This is a genomic window from Kitasatospora cheerisanensis KCTC 2395, from assembly GCF_000696185.1.
Classification (GTDB): Bacteria; Actinomycetota; Actinomycetes; order Streptomycetales; family Streptomycetaceae; genus Kitasatospora; species Kitasatospora cheerisanensis.
In genome coordinates this window covers 1,907,429-1,923,262 of the sequence record NZ_KK853997.1, presented here as the reverse complement: position 1 = coordinate 1,923,262, position 15,834 = coordinate 1,907,429, and the positions used below count along the sequence as shown (strand labels likewise).

The 15,834-nt window shown below is 74.4% G+C and carries 11 protein-coding genes and 5 pseudogenes; 12 read left to right on the top strand and 4 right to left on the bottom strand.

The window, feature by feature from the left end; translation table 11 throughout:
* Positions 1-39 precede the first annotated feature (39 nt).
* Positions 40-960, bottom strand: coding sequence for a hydroxymethylbilane synthase (gene hemC, locus KCH_RS08675; protein ID WP_035860963.1), 921 nt, complete (start codon positions 958-960; stop codon positions 40-42).
* A gap of 38 nt (positions 961-998) precedes the next feature.
* On the bottom strand, positions 999-2,270 hold the full coding sequence (locus KCH_RS08670; protein WP_035860962.1) for an MFS transporter: 1,272 nt from the start codon (positions 2,268-2,270) through the stop codon (positions 999-1,001).
* Between the two features lie 108 nt (positions 2,271-2,378).
* On the opposite strand from KCH_RS08670, the gene KCH_RS45930 reads away from it, so the two are divergent.
* A complete protein-coding gene (locus KCH_RS45930; RefSeq protein WP_035860959.1) occupies positions 2,379-3,380 on the top strand; it encodes a DUF5937 family protein in 1,002 nt (333 codons plus the stop codon).
* On the opposite strand, the pseudogene KCH_RS08660 reads toward KCH_RS45930, so the two are convergent.
* Positions 3,370-4,934 (bottom strand): annotated as a pseudogene (locus KCH_RS08660) (alpha-amylase family glycosyl hydrolase). The gene KCH_RS45930 and the pseudogene KCH_RS08660 sit on opposite strands and share 11 nt — an antisense overlap.
* 72 nt (positions 4,935-5,006) lie before the next feature.
* Positions 5,007-5,282, bottom strand: a pseudogene (locus tag KCH_RS08655) (helix-turn-helix domain-containing protein); the annotation flags it as partial.
* Between KCH_RS08655 and KCH_RS39360 the strand changes: the two are divergent.
* The 11 genes and pseudogenes from KCH_RS39360 to KCH_RS08615 form a co-directional block, all read left to right on the top strand.
* A pseudogene (locus tag KCH_RS39360) lies at positions 5,260-5,403 on the top strand (HD domain-containing protein); the annotation flags it as partial. The pseudogenes KCH_RS08655 and KCH_RS39360 overlap by 23 nt on opposite strands.
* 223 nt (positions 5,404-5,626) lie before the next feature.
* Positions 5,627-6,913 (top strand): lysine N(6)-hydroxylase/L-ornithine N(5)-oxygenase family protein, encoded by a 1,287-nt coding sequence (locus tag KCH_RS08650; RefSeq protein ID WP_035860953.1) that lies wholly within the window; start codon positions 5,627-5,629, stop codon positions 6,911-6,913.
* On the top strand, positions 6,913-8,166 hold the full coding sequence (locus KCH_RS08645) for a class I tRNA ligase family protein (RefSeq protein WP_208865934.1): 1,254 nt from the start codon (positions 6,913-6,915) through the stop codon (positions 8,164-8,166). The genes KCH_RS08650 and KCH_RS08645 overlap by 1 nt, the downstream gene beginning before the upstream one ends.
* Before the next feature lie 333 nt (positions 8,167-8,499).
* Positions 8,500-8,703: pseudogene (locus KCH_RS47115) on the top strand (FAD-dependent oxidoreductase); the annotation flags it as partial.
* A gap of 212 nt (positions 8,704-8,915) precedes the next feature.
* Positions 8,916-9,530 carry an FAD-dependent oxidoreductase gene (locus tag KCH_RS46550; protein ID WP_341865362.1) on the top strand — a complete coding sequence of 205 codons (615 nt, stop codon included), beginning with the start codon at positions 8,916-8,918 and terminating at the stop codon, positions 9,528-9,530.
* Positions 9,527-10,804, top strand: a complete 1,278-nt coding sequence (locus tag KCH_RS08635; protein WP_035860951.1) for an MFS transporter — start codon at positions 9,527-9,529, stop codon at positions 10,802-10,804. The genes KCH_RS46550 and KCH_RS08635 overlap by 4 nt, the downstream gene beginning before the upstream one ends.
* Positions 10,801-12,069, top strand: coding sequence for an ATP-grasp domain-containing protein (locus tag KCH_RS08630; protein WP_035860948.1), 1,269 nt, complete (start codon positions 10,801-10,803; stop codon positions 12,067-12,069). The genes KCH_RS08635 and KCH_RS08630 overlap by 4 nt, the downstream gene beginning before the upstream one ends.
* Positions 12,066-12,908, top strand: a pseudogene (locus KCH_RS46545) (ATP-grasp domain-containing protein); the annotation flags it as partial. The gene KCH_RS08630 and the pseudogene KCH_RS46545, both read left to right, overlap by 4 nt.
* Positions 12,909-13,237: 329 nt before the next feature.
* Positions 13,238-13,387, top strand: a complete 150-nt coding sequence (locus KCH_RS46540) for a hypothetical protein (protein WP_341865361.1) — start codon at positions 13,238-13,240, stop codon at positions 13,385-13,387.
* A complete protein-coding gene (locus KCH_RS08620) occupies positions 13,384-14,610 on the top strand; it encodes an acyl-CoA dehydrogenase family protein (protein WP_035860946.1) in 1,227 nt (408 codons plus the stop codon). The genes KCH_RS46540 and KCH_RS08620 overlap by 4 nt, the downstream gene beginning before the upstream one ends.
* A 40-nt stretch (positions 14,611-14,650) precedes the next feature.
* Complete coding sequence (locus KCH_RS08615; RefSeq protein WP_341865360.1) at positions 14,651-15,820, top strand: acyl-CoA dehydrogenase family protein; 1,170 nt, start codon at positions 14,651-14,653, stop codon at positions 15,818-15,820.
* Positions 15,821-15,834: the final 14 nt, after the last annotated feature.

Below are 15,834 nucleotides of genomic sequence, written 5' to 3'. Positions count from 1 at the left end.
GGCGGCATTCCGCCCCCGCGTTCGGGGGTGGGCGGGGTGTCAGGGGGTGTGGCGGGCCTCGGTGAGGAGGGATTCGGCGTTCTGGTCGAGGAGGAGGCCGGCTACGGCGAGGCCGAGCTTTTCGGGGTGGGCCGGGGTGCCGGAGGAGTGGGCCTCGATCTGGCGGGTGCCGTCGACGGAGGTGACCTGGCCGTGGAGGGTGAGGATGCCGTCGGTGGTGGTGGCGAAGGCGCCGACCGGGACGGAGCAGCCGCCGTGCAGTTCGGCGAGCATCGCGCGTTCGGCGCGGACCGCCGCGTCGGTGTCGAAGTCGCCCGTGCCGGCGAGGAGTTCGCGCGCCAGCGCGTTGTCGGCGCGGATCTGGATGCCGAGCGCGCCCTGTCCGGGGCTGGGCGGGAACCGGTCGAGGGGGAGGAGTTCGGCGATGTCCGCGTCGCGGTCGAGGCGGCGCAGGCCGGCCGCGGCCAGGACGACGGCGTCCAGGGCCTTCAGCCGGGCGAGCCGGGTGGGGACGTTGCCGCGGATCCGTTCGGGGCGCAGGTCGGGCCGGGCGTGCAGGAGTTGGGCGATCCGGCGGGCGGCGGAGGTGCCGACCCGGGCGCCGGTGGGCAGCGCGGCGAGGGTCGCGCCGCACAGCGCGTCGCGGACGTCCGCGCGGGGCGGCGGGGGGAGCAGGATCAGGCCGTCCGGGTTCTCGGTGGGCAGGTCCTTGAGCGAGTGGACGATCACGTCCACCTCGCGGTTCAGCAGGGCGGTCACCTGGTTGGTGGAGAACGCCGACCCGCCGCCGCGCTCGGAGACCTCCCGAAGGGCGGCCTTGCGGTCCAGGTCGCCGTCCTCCAGGATCACCCGGTGGCGGATCACCAGCTCCGGGAAGCGCTCCCGGACCGGCGCGAGGAACTCCCGGACCTGGGCCCGTGCCAGCTGGCTGGCCCGCGAACCCACCACCAGTTCGACCATCGTCAACTCCCGTTGCGGTTCATCACCCTGACGGAATGCTAGACCCGTTGGAGCGTCCCGTTTTCCGACGGAATGTCGGGAAGCGCGGCCGCCGGGCGTTCCAGCCGGAGCAGCGCGGGGACGGCGGCCAGCGAGAGGGCCAGCAGGAACAGCCAGGGCCAGGCCGGGCCGTGGACGAACAGCACGGTCAGCAGGCCGGGCGCGACGGCCTGGCCGATGCTCCAGGAGAGCTGGTTGACCGCCAGGTACCGGCCGCGCAGGGCGGGGTCGGCGAGCGCCACGCTGAGTTCCTCGCGGCCGGGCGTGGCGACCGTCTCGGCGAGGTTGTAGACGAGCATCGCGGCGACCAGTCCGGTGCCGACCACCCACCCGGGCGCGCCGGGCAGCAGCGCGAACCCGGCGAAGGCGAGGGCGTTGAGGACCGACCCGGCGGCCACCGCGCGGGTCGGACGGACGCCCTCCAGGAGGCGCGACACCGGGCTCTGGGTGGCCACCACCTGGAGGCCGTTGAGGACGAGCAGCGCGCCGGCCACCGAGGCGTCCAGGCGCAGCGCCTCCGTGACGTGCAGCGCGATCAGCACCGACAGCGCCATCGAGGACAGCACGAACGCCAGGTTCGACGCCACCATCAGCAGGTACCGACGGTCCGTCAGCACGGTCCGGTAGCCGCCCCGCACCGCGCGGTCCGGCGCGGCGGGCACGGCCGGGGCGCCGGGCCGCCACACCGTCAGCAGGACGGCCGCCGCCAGGTAGGACGCCGCGTTCAGGGCGACCAGCAGCCGCAGCCCGCCCGCGCCGCCGCCGACCAGCAGCGCGCCGAGCGCGCCGCCCAGGCCCAGGCCGGTGTTGCGCAGCGTCTGCACCAGGGCGAACCAGCGGGTCCGTTCGGCGGGCGGGGAGGCCAGCACCACCAGGCCGGTGCTGGCGGTCCAGTAGCCGGCCTGGCCGATCTGGGCGAGCAGGCAGACCAGTCCGATCAGCCACACCCGGTCGGCGAGCAGGAAGCCCGCGTAGGCCAGCCCGGACAGGGCGTTCGCGGCGGCCGCCACCGGCCGGGCGCCGTACCGGTCGATCAGCGGGCCGACGGCCAGCGCGGTCGGCAGGGCCAGCAGGCGGGCGGCGGAGACGGCCGCGCCGATCGCGGTGAGCGACAGCGGGGTGGTGCGGGCGAAGTACACCAGGGTGAAGGCCAGGATCAGGCCGGTGCCCAGGCTGTCGATCAGGTGGGCGCCGATCAGCCGGCGGTGCCGGCCCGCGGAGGCGGGCAGGCCGAGGCGGTCCCGGAGCGGGACGGGAGGCGTGGTGGTCACGGGACCAGGCTTCCTGCGAGGATCGCTCGCGCCCAGGAATTCCATCCTGGTCGAATCCTCGCCGCCGCGACCGCCCGCACGGGTGCCGGCCCGGACCCCGGAGGGCCGTTGCTGACCTGGAAGTTCTCCGCGCAGGACCTGGCCCGCACCAGGTTCGCGCACTCGCCGCTGTGCGAGCTCGCCACCAGCGTCGAGGTGCTCAAGGACCCGGGGCGGAGCGCCGTCCACCTGCCGTGGATCCGCGAGGCGCGGGCCCGACTGGCGGGCGTCTCCTGGGAGTTGCTGTCCCAGCTGGTCCGGCTGCCGACGCTGTACGTGCCGGACTTCCTCACCCCCGTGCCGACCGCCGGCAGCCCCACCCTGGACGAGCAGTTGGTCCGGCTCGCCGCCCTGCCGGCCGCCGCGGTGCGCCGCGACCTCGGCCGGATGGAGGGCGAACCGCCGCCGCTGGTCGCCGAGTTGGCCCGCGACCCGGAGGCCGGGCTGGCCCGGCTGGTGGGCGAGCTGCGCGCCTACTGGGCGGCCGCGATCGCGCCGTCCTGGACCCGGATCGAGCGGCTGGTCGAGGGCGAGATCCTGCGCCGGGCCCGGCAGTTGGCGGCCGGCGGGCCGGCCGGGCTGTTCGCCGACCTGCACCCGTCGGTGAGCTGGGAGCACGACCTGCTGCGGATCGGTCACCGGCACTTCGACGCCGACCGGCGGCTGGACGGCGAGCGCGGACTCGTCCTGGTCCCCACCGTGTTCGCCTGGCCCGGCGTGTTCTCCCAGCTCAACCCGCCCTGGCAGCCCGGCCTGATCTACCCGCCGCGCGGCGTCGCCACGCTGTGGGAGGCCGAGGCGGCCGGCACTCCCGAGGGCCTGGCCCGGGTGCTCGGCCGGGCCCGCGTCCGGCTGCTCGCCGAGCTCGACGTGCCCGCCACCACCACCGAACTCGCCGCCCGCACCGGCCTGTCCGCCCCCACCGTCTCCCACCACCTGCACGCCCTGCACGCCGCGGGCCTCGCCGCCCGTCACCGCACCGGCCGGACCGTGCTCTACCTGCGCACGGCCGCGGCCGAACTGCTCTGCGGGGCGGGCGGGTCGACGACCCGACGGGGCGTCAGTAGGTGAAGACGCCGTACGAGAAGCCGTCCGCGTGCAGCGCCGAGTGCGTCACCGACACGCCCCGGCCGAACAGCAGCCGCCCGGGCAGCTCCCGCTCCACCGGCAGGTGCGCGGGCGTGCGGCGCGGGTTGACCACCACCAGGTAGCGGCCGCCCCGCAGGTACGTCAACGGGTAGCCCGTGTACAGCAGTTCGACCGGCGCGTCCGGTCCGAGGCCGGGGTGCGCGCGGCGCAGCGCGATCAACTTCCGCACCTGGTGCAGCAGCGAGGCCTCGTCGGCGCGCTGGGTGGCCACGTCCGGGCGGCCGGGTCGGGGTCGAGCGGCAGGTAGAAGCGGTCGGCGGGCGCCGAGGAGAAGCCGGCGTCCGGCGTCGCGTCCCACTGCATCGGGGTGCGGCAGCCCGCCCGGTTGTAGCGCGGGCCGAGCACGCTGCCCTCGGTGTCCGGCAGGCCGGGCACGTACCGCATGCCGATCTCGTCGCCGTAGTAGATCGCCGGGACGGTCGGCCAGGTCAGCTGGAAGGTGAACGCCGCCGCCAGCTGCTCGCGGGTGCGCGGGCCGGTCGCCAGCCGGGACCAGTCGTGGTTGGCGGTGGGCAGCGAGGCGAAGCCCCGGCCGTCCGTGGCGCGCGCGGCGCGCTCCCACTCGGCGACGAACGGCTGCATCGAGCCGCGGCCGTCGGCGTCGAAGTAGCAGGGCTGCTCCGGCCAGTGCTCGTGCACGGTGCCCGCGCCGTTGTCCCACACCGAGCGCAGCGCGGCGCCGTCGGTGGGGCCGCCGAACTGGAGGAAGAAGTCGCAGTGGAAGCCCATCGGGACGGAGCGCGCCGGGTCTCCCCACTCGGCGAGGATCACCTGGTCGGGGTGGTTCGCGTCCATCCAGGCCCGGGTCTCCCGCCAGAGCTTCCCGGTCTCGACGAACCCCGGGTCGTCCTTCACCAGCGAGGAGGCCATGTCGACCCGGAAGCCGGAGACGCCCAGGCCGAACCAGTGCGCCATGATCTCGCGCAGCGCGGCCCGGTTCGCCCGCGGACCGTCGGCGTCCACCGGCTGCCGCCACGGTTCGGCCGGATCCTGTTGCGCGTAGCCGAAGTTGAGGGCCGGCTGGAAGTCGAAGAAGTTCGGCCGGTACCAGCCCGGGCGGCTGCCGGGCGAGGCGACGAAGCCCGGTGCGGGCCGGTCCGCCCACACGTACCGGTGGTCGGCCGGGTCGTCCGCCGAGCGCACGAACCACGGGTGCCGGTCCGAGGTGTGGCCGGCCACCAGGTCCAGCAGCACCCGGATGCCGGCCCGGCGCGCCGCGTCGGTGAACTTCGCCAGGTCCTCCGGCGCGCCGTAGCGCGGCGCGGTGGTCAGGAAGTCCGCCACGTCGTAGCCGGCGTCCCCGAACGGCGAGGCGAAGCACGGGTTCAGCCACACCGCGTCCACCCCCAGCCACTGCAGGTACTCCAGACGCTCCGTCAGGCCGGCGAAGTCGCCGATGCCGTCCCCGTTCCCGTCCGCGAAGCTCTGCGGATAGATCTGGTACAGCACCGCACCCCGCGCCCAGTCCGTCCCCACACCCGTCCCCTCTCGTCCCGAACACCACAGCGCTACCCCTGTGCCATGCCCCGCCGCGGTCCGGGAAAACGGTCAGGACGCCCGGCTGCCGGTGGTGGCGAAACGCTGCCGGTACTCGGTGGGGGTGACGCCCAGGTGACGGGCGAAGGCGCGGCGGAGGGTCTCGTCGCTGCCCAGGCCGCTGTGCCGGGCGGCGGAGGTGACGGTGTGTCCGGCGAGCAGCAGCCGCTGGGCGTGGTCGAGGCGGACGCGTTCGACCCAGCGGGCGGGCGTGGTGCCGAGTTCGGTGCGGAACAGCCGGGTGAGGTGGCGGGGGCTGAGCGCGGTGGCCGCGGCCATCGCGGGCATCGCCGACCGTCCCGACACCACCTTCGGCAACGTGAAGGCCGACGTACTGGAGCACTTCGTGCCCGGCTTCGTCCGCGGCGACTTCGTCGAGGTGATCCTCGGCTCGGAGTGGGCCGAGTAGGGCCGCCCGGCCCCGGGCCCGGGCCGGGAAGGCGCCCCCGCCGGGCCCCGAGAGCTTCCCCCGTCGGCCCCCGGGCCCCGGGGAGAGCTCCCCGGGGCCCTCCGCAGGCCCGTCCGGAATTTCCCCCGGGCCCGGGAACCCGTCCCTATGTGACGGGAACCCCGGCTCCCTAGGTTTCTCGGCGCGACAACCCGCCCTGGAGAGACCCGAGTTGGGGGAGAGCATGGCTGACCTGGAAGTGGGCGTACTGGCGATCGGCGCCGGCCCGGCGAATCTGGCCCTCGCGGCCGCGATCGAAGAGAGCGGATCGGCCGAACTGGCCGAGGGCACCCTGCTGCTGGAGCAGGCCCCGGACATCAAGTGGCAGCGCGACCTGCTGATGCCGTGGGCCCGCAGCCAGGTGTCGTTCCTGAAGGACCTGGTGACGCTGCGCGACCCGCGCAGCCGCTTCTCGTTCCTCAATTTCCTGCACCAGCACGGACGGCTGGACCAGTTCATCAACCTGGGCACCTTCCACCCGCACCGCTGGGAGTTCTCCGACTACCTGCAGTGGGTGGCCGCCTCGCTGGAGAAGGTGCGGATCCGCTACGACGCGAAGGTCACCGCCACCGAGCCCCGCTACGACGCGGACGGCAAGCTGGTCGGCTGGCTGGTGACCCTCGCCGACGGCGACACCATCCGCTGCCGCGACCTGGTCGTCGGTGCCGGCCGCGACATGCACATCCCGGCGGTGTTCGCCGACCTGCCCGCCGAGAAGGTCATCCACAGCGCCCGGTTCCGCAGCCGGATCAGCGCCGTCGACAAGGACGCGCCGCTGCGCACCGTGGTGATCGGCGGGGCGCAGAGCGCCGCCGAGATGTTCATGGCGCTGTACGAGAACCTGCCGAACTCCACCGTCACCATGCTGGTCCGCTCCATCGGCCTGCAGAACTACCAGACCAGCAAGTTCGTCAACGAGCTGTTCTACCCGTCCTTCGTCGACGAGTTCTACGACGCCCCCGCCGAGACCCGGGCCCAGCTCCTCGACGAGATGCGGTTCACCAACTACGCGGCGCTCGCCCCGCCGTTCCTCGACGAGCTGTACATGGTGCTGTACCGGGAGAAGATGATCGGCACCGGCCGGGCCGAGGTCCGCGCGATGACCGAGGTGGTCGCCGCCCGCGAGGAGGACGGCGAGGTCGTCCTCGACCTGCGCGACCGGCGCACCGGCAAGACCGTCGAGCAGCGCTGCGACCTGGTCCTGCTCGGCACCGGCTACGACAGCCGGATGCCCGCCATGGTCCGCGACCTGACCGAGAAGGCCGGACTGCCCGAGGTCACCGTCAGCCGCGACTACCGGGTCGACCTCGGCGCCGGTACCGACGCCGCGCTGTACCTGCAGGGCGTCAACGAGGCCACCCACGGCATCGCCGACTCGCTGATCAGCGTGCTCGCCCACCGCGCCCGCGACATCACCGGCGACCTGCTGGCCCGCCACGGACTCGACACCGCCGCGGCAGGCGCACGCTGATGGCCGCGCTGCTGGTCGTCGCCCCCGGCCCCACCGCCAACGGGGACCTGCACCTGGGCCACCTCGCCGGCCCGTTCCTGTCCGCCGACGTCTGCGCCCGCTACGCCCGCGCCACCGCCCGCGACACCCTGTTCGGCACCGGCGTGCACTTCACCCAGAACTACATCGTCACCACCGCCCGCCGCCTCGGCGAACAGCCCGAGGAACTCCGGCTGCGCGCCGCCGAACAGGTCGAGGCCACCCTCGCCGCCGCCGGCATCGTCCCCGACGGCTTCGTCCGCTTCGACGAGCGCTACCTGAAGACCGTCCGCACCTTCTTCGAACGGCTGCACGGCGAAGGCCACCTGAGGCTGCGCAAGGTCAGGTTCCCGTACCTGCCGGACACCGACGAGTACCTCACCGACGCGTACGTGCGCGGCGGCTGCCCGGTCTGCCTGGCCGAGGGCTGCGCCGGACTGTGCGAGAACTGCGGCCACTGGATCGCCTCCGGCGAACTGCTCGACCCGCGCTCCACCCGGCACCCCGAACTCGCCGTCGAACTGCGCGAGAAGGACGTCCTGGTGCTGCCGCTGGAGGAGCACCGGGCCGCCCTGGCCTCCTACTTCGCCCGGCTCGCCCCGACCATGCGGCCCCGGCTCGCCCAGCTCGTCGAGGAGCTGATGGCCCGTCGGCTGCCCGACTACCCGATCACCCTGCCCATCGACTGGGGCATCCCCGCCCCGTTCCCGGAGACCCCCGGCCAGGTCCTCTACTCCGACACCGAGACCGTCGCCTGGAGCCTGCACGCCATCGCCCTGGCCGCCGAGGCCAGGGGAGAGGTCCCCGGCGACGAGGAACGGCACTGGGCCGTCGAGGCCGGACCCGAAGTGGTGTACTTCTTCGGCTCCGACGCCAGCTTCGCGTTCGCGCTGGCCGGCACCGCCATGCTGCTCGCCCTCGGCGGACTCGCCCTGCCCGCGCACTTCGTCACCAACGAGTTCTACGAACTCGACAGCGACAAGTTCTCCACCAGCCGCGGCCACGTGGTGACGGGCCGTCAGCTCACCGCCGAAGTCCCCCGCGACCTGGTCCGCTACTACCTGGCCGCCACCGGACCCGACTTCCAGCGCACCAACTTCACCCGCGCCGCCATGGACCGGGTCTGCGGGCAGCGCCTCGTCGAACCCTGGAACCGGGTCGCCGCCAAGGCCGAGGCCCACCTCGACCGCGGCCGCTGCCGGTCAGCGCCCGCTCCCGGCACGCCGCCGCCCTGATCGCCGAACGCTTCGCCGCCGCCCTGCGGCCGCGCCGGTTCAGCCTCAGCGCCGCCGCGTTCACCCTCACCGAACAGCTCGGCCGGCTCGACCGCTGGGAGGTCACCGACGCCGACGCCGGCGACTTCTGGCACGAACTCGACCTGTTCCTGCGCTGCGCCGCCCCGCTGCTCGTCGACCTCGCCGCCGAGGCGCTGCCCGACACCGCCATCCCCGGCGAACCGGCCGCCGTCACCGTTCGGCCCCGCCCGCTGCCCAGGCTGGCGACCAGGGTCCGCGGCGGCGGGCGGTGAGCACCACCGGCCCGCCGCCACCGGCAGCGCCGCCGCGCACGTGGTGGTGGTGGGCGCGGGCGTCACCGGCCTGCTCACCGCCGTCGCGTGCGCCCGGGCCGGGCACCGGGTCACCGTCCTGGAACGCGGCCCGCTGCCCAACCCCGACGCCACCTCGCACGACCAGCACCGCGCCATCCGCACCCTGCTGCCCGGCGACCCCGACGGCACCGCCCGCCGGCTCGCCGCGCACCGCCACTGGCAGGAACTGGAGACCCTGCTCGGCACCACGCTCTACCGCCGGGTCGGCGTCCTCACCGCCACCCCGCCGACCGCCTCGACGAACTGCTCGCCGAGGCCGACAAGGCCGGCGTCCCCGTCGACCTGCCCGACGGGGACGGGCTCCCGCCGCTGGGCCTGCCGCCCGGCGCCGTCGGGGTCCGCGAACGCACCGGCGGCGTCCTGCTCGCCGACCGGGTGCTGCGCGCCGCCGTCCGCTGGCTCACCGCCCGCCCCGGCGTCACGCTGCGCCCGCACAGCACGGTCCGCTCGGTGTTCACCGGCTCCGGGCGGATCGTGCTGGACAGCGGCGAGGTGCTCCGCGGCGACCTCGCGCTGCTGGCCGGCGGCCCCTGGACGCGGCGGCTCGCCGCCGCCCCCGTCACCCTGTACCGGCAGACCATGCTCTACCTGGGCCGCCCCGCCGGCGGCGACCGCTGGGACGGCGCGCCCGCCGCGGGCGGCCTCGGCCGCGAGGGCCGCGGCTGGGTGCTGCCGCCCGGCGCCGGGACGCTGCTCAAACTCAGCTCCGACACGGTGTGCCGCCCCGTCGAGGACACCGACAGCCGCGGCGAGGACCAGCAGCCCCACCTGGACCGCCTCGCCGCCGAGGGCATCCTGCCCGACCTGGACCGCTACCCGACGGCCGGCGTCCGGGTCTGCCACTACACCGCGGACGCCGCCACCGGCGGACCGCTGCTGGCCCCGGTCACCCCGGGCCTGTGGACCCGCGCCGCCTGCGGCGGCAGCGGGTTCTCCACCGCTCCGCTGGTCGCGGAACGCATCGTCCAAGCTGTGAAGGAGGCGGCATGACCGACGACGACGGGCCCCCGATCGGCGTCCTCGACACGCTCAGGGCCACCCCGGCCACCGTCCGGTACCTGCTCGGCGGCGTGCTGGTCAACCAGCTCGGCGCGTTCGTCCAGACCTTCCTGGTGCTGTACCTGACGCACCGGAACCTGTCGGACGGCACCGCGGGCCTGGCGCTCGGCGCGTACAGCCTGGGCACCGCCGTCGGCACCGTGCTCGGCGGCGAGGCCACCCACCGGCTCGGCGCCCGCACCACCATCGTGATCGCGATGGCCGGCTCGGCGCCGCTGGTCGCCGTGCTGCCGCTGCTGGCCCGGCCCGGGCTGCTGGCGCCGCTGCTGCTGTCCGTCGCCGGGGCCGGACTGTTCGCCCAGGCGTACCGGCCCGCCGCGTCGGTGCTGCTCAGCGACCTGATGCCGGACCGGTACCACGTGATGGCGTTCTCCATGATGCGGATCGCCCTCAACGTCGGCGCCGCGCTCGCCCCGCTGATCGCCGCCGCGGTGATCCTGCTCGACTGGGACCTGCTGTTCTGGATCGACGGCGCCACCACCCTGGTCTACGCGGCGCTCGCCTACCGGCTGCTGCCCCGGCACGCGGTGCCCGAGCCGGCCGCCGTGACCGTCACCGAGCGCCGGGCCACCGGCCGGGCGGTGTACGCGGCGATGCTGCGCGACCGCGCCTACCTGGCGTACCTGGTGGCGATCACCCTCGGCACCGTCACTTACGTGCAGTCCTCGGTCTCGCTGCCGCTGGAGATCGTCCGCGACGGCTACCCGACCTGGCTGTACAGCGCGGTGCTGGCCACCTCCTCGGTCATCCTGATCAGCTGCGAGCTGAAGATCACCGCGTACATCACCCGGATCCCCACCTACCTGGCGGTCGGCGCGGGCCACGCGCTGAACGCGATCGGGCTGGCGGTGTACGGGCTGGCGGTGCACGCCGGGGCGTTCGTGGTGCTCGGCATGGTGGTCTACGTCGCCGGGATGATGACCGCCGCGCCCAGCATGTTCGCCCACCCGGCGACCTTCCCGGCCGCGCTGAAGGCCCGCTACCTCGCCGCCATGCACGCCGTCACCGGCCTGGCCGGGGCCGTCGCCCCGCTGTTCGGCGTCTACCTGTGGGAACGGTTCGGCCAGGGCTTCTGGGCGATGGCCGGCCTGACGGCCGCGGTGGCCGGCGCGTTCGCGGTGTACGGCATCAAGCGCGACGCGGACCGCCGCGCCGCCGAGGCCATCCGGCCGGAGACGGTCGAGCCCGCCGGGGGGACGGCATGAGCGCCCGCCCCGTCCTGGTCGTCGGCTACGTCGCCTTCGCGGTGCCCACCCTGGCCGGCTTCCAGCAGGCCGGTTCGGTGATCTACGTCGAGGAGCCCGACGTCGCCCGCAAGCGGCACCTCGCCGAGGCGGTCCGAGGCATCGAGTACGCTCGCGAGCTGATCGAGTGGGAGTACCACCTGCCGGGCCGGGCGGACGCCTTCCACGCCGCCCACCCCGGGCTCGACCCGGTCGCGGTGATCCCCGCCGTCGAGTACGCGGTGCCGTTCGCGGCCCGGCTCGCCGAACGCTACGGACTGCCCGGCGCCGGCCTCGGCGCAGCCCAACTGCTGCGCGACAAGCACCAGTTGCGGGTGGTCGCGGCCGCCGCCGAGATCGCCAACCCGGCCTCCGAACCGGTCGGAAGCGCCGCCGAGCTGGCCGCCTTCATGGACCGGCACCCCGGCCCGGCCGTGCTCAAGCCCGCCAACCGGCAGGCCTCGGTCGGCACCCTGGTGGTCCGCGGGCCCGCCGAGGCCGAGGCCGCCTGGGCGTTCGGACAGGCCCAGGACGAGGGCGTGTTCGTCCCCGACCGGCCGATCACGCCCGTCATGCTGGCCGAACAGTACGTCGCCGGACCGGAGTTCAGCGTCGAGATGCTGATCGCCGACGGCCGCCCGGTGTTCGCCAACACCACCGGCAAACAGCTCTACCCCGGCCCGTACCCGATCGAGTCCGGGCACACCGTCCCGGCCGAACTCCCGGTGGAGACCCACGAGTTGCTGGCCGCCGAGACCGAACGACTGGCCACCGCCGTCGGCTTCGGCACCGGAGTCCTGCACTGCGAGTGGATCCTCGCCGACGGCGTCCCGGTGCTGGTCGAGTGCGCCGGCCGGCTGCCCGGCGACTCGATCACCGACCTGATCGAGGCCGCCTACCCCGTCGAACTCACCCGCGCCTACTACGCGCTGATGCGCGGCGAGCAGCCCGGCCCGCTGCCCGCCAAGGCCGAACGCGCCACCGCCGCCGCCTTCCTGGCCCCCGACCGGCCCGGCACCGTCACCGCCGTGCACGGCCTGGACGCCGCCTCCGCCGCCGAGGGCGTGCAACTCGCCGTCGTCGGCATCGCCCCCGGCCACCGCGCCGCCGGACTGCGCAGCTCCTGGGACCGGGTCGGCATCGTCACCACCCTCGCCGACACCCCCGCCGAGGCCCGCCGGCTCGCCGACGCCGCCGCCGCACTGGTCCGGTTCGACATCGACTCCCACGCAGAGGAGGACTCATGACGGAGCAACAAGAAGCCGGGGCCGGACCCGGCACGCTGCTGGTGATCGGCAGCGGACTCAAGGAGTACCGCGAGTACCTGGTCGGCCCGATGAGCCGCCGCGCCCGCGCCGCCGGCCTCGAACTGCTGCTGGTCAACAACCTGCGGCCGACCTGGCAGCGCGAGTACTTCGACGAGATCGTGGTCGCCGACGTCTTCGACACCGACACCATGAACGCCACCGTCCGGGAGATCGCCGCCCGCAAGCGGATCGTCGGCCTGCTCTGCTGGGACGAGCCGCTGGTGCTCGACGCCGGCCTGCTGGCCGCCGAACTCGGCGTCCCCGGCCTGTCCGAGCGCGGCGTCCGCGGCGTCCGCGACAAGGAGCGCACCCGCACCGTGCTCACCGCCGCGGGCCAGCGCCAGCCCGGCTTCGCGCTCACCACCGACCTGGCCGAGGCGCGCGCCGCCGCCGCCCGGATCGGCTACCCCGTGGTGCTCAAGCCGCGCGCCATGGGCGCCAGCATCGGCGTGGTCTTCGCCGCCGACGAGGCCGAACTCGACGCCGCGTTCGACACCGCGCTGTCCGCCAGCCGGGTCGACCCCGGCCCGTACCGGGCCAGCGTGATCGTCGAGGAGTACGCCGGCGGCCCGGAGATCAGCGTCGACGGCGCCGTCCACCGCGGCGAGTACCTGCCGATGTTCCTGGCCCGCAAGTACAGCAGCGACGAGCCGTACTTCGAGGAGGTCGGCCACATCGTCGACGCCGCCGACCCGCTGCTCGCCGACCCCGCCCTGCTCGCCGTGCTCGCCGACGCGCACCGGGCGCTCGGCGTCGAGGACGGCATCACCCACACCGAGCTGCGGCTCACCCCGCGCGGCCCGCTGATCGTCGAGGTCAACGGCCGGCTCGGCGGCGACCTGATCCCGCTGCTCGGCAGGATCGCCACCGGCCTGGAGCCCGGCGAGGTGCTGTTCGACGTCGCGGTCGGCCGCCGCCCGGAGACCGCCGCGACTCGCGCCGCGGTCGCCGGCATCCGCTTCGGCTGCCCCGAACAGGACTGCCGGCTGGAGGAGTTGACCCTCCCCAAGCCCGGCGACGCGCCCGGCCTGCTGCACGCCGCGCCGATGGCCCCGCCCGGCACCGTGCTGCGACTGCCCCCGGCGGCTACCTCGCCCGGCACTCCTTCGTGGTCTGCGAGGCCGACAGCGTCGCCGACTGCGAACGGCGCCTGGACGCCGCCGCCGCCCTGGTCGAGACGGTCACCACCCCGGTGGGACCCGCCGACCCGCACGCCCCCTTCACCATGCCCGCCGGACTCCTGGATGTGGACCGATGAACACCGACACCCCGATCGAGCACGCGAACGACAACCCGGACGACGCCCCGCTCGACGCCGCCGAGATCCTGCGCCGGGCCCGCGAACTGGCGCCCGTCCTGCGCAAGCGCGCCCCGGAGATCGAGGCCAACCGCACCCTGCCCGCCGACGTGGTCGAACTGCTGCGCGCCACCGGCGTGTTCCGGATCGGCCACTCCGCCCGGACCGGCGGCCCCTGCCTCACCTCGCTGGAGCAGACCGAGATCATCGAGGCGATCGCCTACGGCGACTCCTCGGCCGGCTGGTGCGCCGGAATCGGCGCGATGGGTGGCGCGATCACCAACTTCCTCCTCCCGGACGCGGTCCGCGCCCTCTACCCGAGCCCCGACCTGATCACCGCCGGCGCGCTGGTCCCGGCCGGCCGGGCCGAACGCGTCCCCGGCGGCTACCGGCTCAGCGGCCACTGGCCGTTCGGCTCCGGCGTCCGGCACGCCGACCTGGTCACCTCCGGCGCCTTCGTCTACCAGGACGGCGAGCCCTGGTCCGCCCCCGACAGCCCCCACGACCACGACTCGATGCAGTTCTTCGTCCCGGGCTCCGCCGTCGAGCCGATCGACAACTGGGACACCACCGGCCTGTGCGGCACCGGCAGTTGCGACTACACGATGACCGACGTGTTCGTCCCCGAGGGCCACACCTTCACCTTCTTCGAGCCGCGCGTCGAGCCCAACCCGATGGCCTGGTCCGACTCCTTCATGCGTGCCCTGCCCGGCGTCCCGCTCGGCATCACCCGGGCCGCCCTCGACCACGCCCGCGAGGTCGCCACCACCCGCTACGACGGGATGGCCGGCCGCAGCTGGTCCGACAGCTGGCGGGTGCAGACCGAAATCGCCCGCTGCGAGGCCGAGTTCAACGCCGCCCGGGAGGGCGTCTACGGCTCGCTGCGCCGCCAGTGGGAGGTGCTGTCGGCCGGCGGCTCGCTGGACGACCTCAGCACCGTCGAGCGCGGCGCCGTCCCGCTGGCCGGCCTGCACGCCGTCCACGTCGCCCGCGACGTGGTCAGCCGGCTCTACGACCTGCTGCAGACCTGGTCGATCAACCGGGACTCCCCGATGGACCGCTGGCTGCGCGACACCGCCGTGCTGAGCCAGGGCCAGATCGGCCACGACGTCGTCCTGGAGTCGGTCGGCGCCTACCTGCTCGGCCGCCGGCCGAAGGTCCGGATCGGCCTCGGCCTCCACTGAGCACCGCCAACCACCCGACGGAGAAGGAGAAATGACCAGCATGACAACGGAGATCCTGCGCCGCGCCCGGGAGTTGGCGCCCGTCCTGCGCGAGAAGGCCGGCGAGATCGAGGCCAACCGCACGCTGCCCGCCGACGTGGTCGAACTGCTGCGCGGCACCGGCGTGTTCGGCATGTGCTTCGGCCCCGAGTGGGGCGGCCCCGGCCTCACCTCGATGGAGCAGACCGAGGTGGTCGAGGCGCTCGCCTACGGCGACGCCTCCGCCGCCTGGTGCGCCGTCATCGGCGCCAACACCGGCATCTACGCCAACTTCCTGGACCAGACCGTCGCCAAGGACGTCTTCCCGCGGCTGGACCTGGTGGTGGCCGGCCTGCTCCAGCCCTCCGGCAAGGCCGAACGCGTCCCCGGCGGCTTCCGGCTCAGCGGCCGCTGGTCCTTCGGCTCCGGCATCAAACACGCCGACTGGGTCACCTCCGGCGCCTTCCTGTACCAGGACGGCGAACCGTGGGCCGCCCCCGGCAGCAAGCACCGGCACGACTCCCGGCAGTTCCTGGTCCGCCGCGAGCAGGTCGAGGTGATCGACAACTGGAACCCCACCGGCCTGAGCGGCAGCGGCAGTTGCGACTACACCATGACCGACGTGTTCGTCCCCGAGGAGCACACCTACACCTTCGCCACCCCGCAGGGCCGCGTCACCCCGCTCACCCAGCCGGACTCCTTCACCCGCGCCATGTGCGGCGTCCCGCTCGGCGTGGCCCGCGCCGTCCTGGACCACGTCCACGAGGTCGCCACCACCCGCTACGACCGGATGGCCGGCCAGAGCTGGTCCGAGAGCTACCGGGTGCAGACCGAAGTCGCCCGCCTGGAAGCCGCGTTCAACGCCACCCGGGAGGGCGTGTACGGCTCCATGCGCCGCCAGTGGGAGGTGCTGGAGGCCGGCGGCACGCTGGACGACCTCACCCCCACAGAGCGCGCCGCCTCCCCGCTCTCCTGGCTGCACGCCTTCCGCAGTTCGCGGGCCATCGTCGCCCGCTCCTACGACCTGCTGCAGACCTGGTCCGTCTACCGCACCGCGCCGATGGACCGCTGGCTGCGCGACACCGCCGTGCTGGCCCAGCACCTGGTCGCGCAGGACCGCATCCTGCAGTCCGCCGGCGCCTACCTGATCGGCGGCGCACCCGAGTTCGGCATCAGCCTCGGCCTGGTCTGAGCACCCGTCCACCA

Coding starts and splice junctions, on each gene's coding strand:
- KCH_RS08620 (WP_035860946.1), top strand. CDS start 13,384: ATGAACACCGACACCCCGATCGAGCACGCGAACGACAACCCGGACGAC.
- KCH_RS08650 (WP_035860953.1), top strand. CDS start 5,627: ATGGCTGACCTGGAAGTGGGCGTACTGGCGATCGGCGCCGGCCCGGCG.
- KCH_RS08635 (WP_035860951.1), top strand. CDS start 9,527: ATGACCGACGACGACGGGCCCCCGATCGGCGTCCTCGACACGCTCAGG.
- KCH_RS08630 (WP_035860948.1), top strand. CDS start 10,801: ATGAGCGCCCGCCCCGTCCTGGTCGTCGGCTACGTCGCCTTCGCGGTG.
- KCH_RS08615 (WP_341865360.1), top strand. CDS start 14,651: ATGACAACGGAGATCCTGCGCCGCGCCCGGGAGTTGGCGCCCGTCCTG.
- hemC (WP_035860963.1), bottom strand. CDS start 960: ATGGTCGAACTGGTGGTGGGTTCGCGGGCCAGCCAGCTGGCACGGGCC.
- KCH_RS08645 (WP_208865934.1), top strand. CDS start 6,913: ATGGCCGCGCTGCTGGTCGTCGCCCCCGGCCCCACCGCCAACGGGGAC.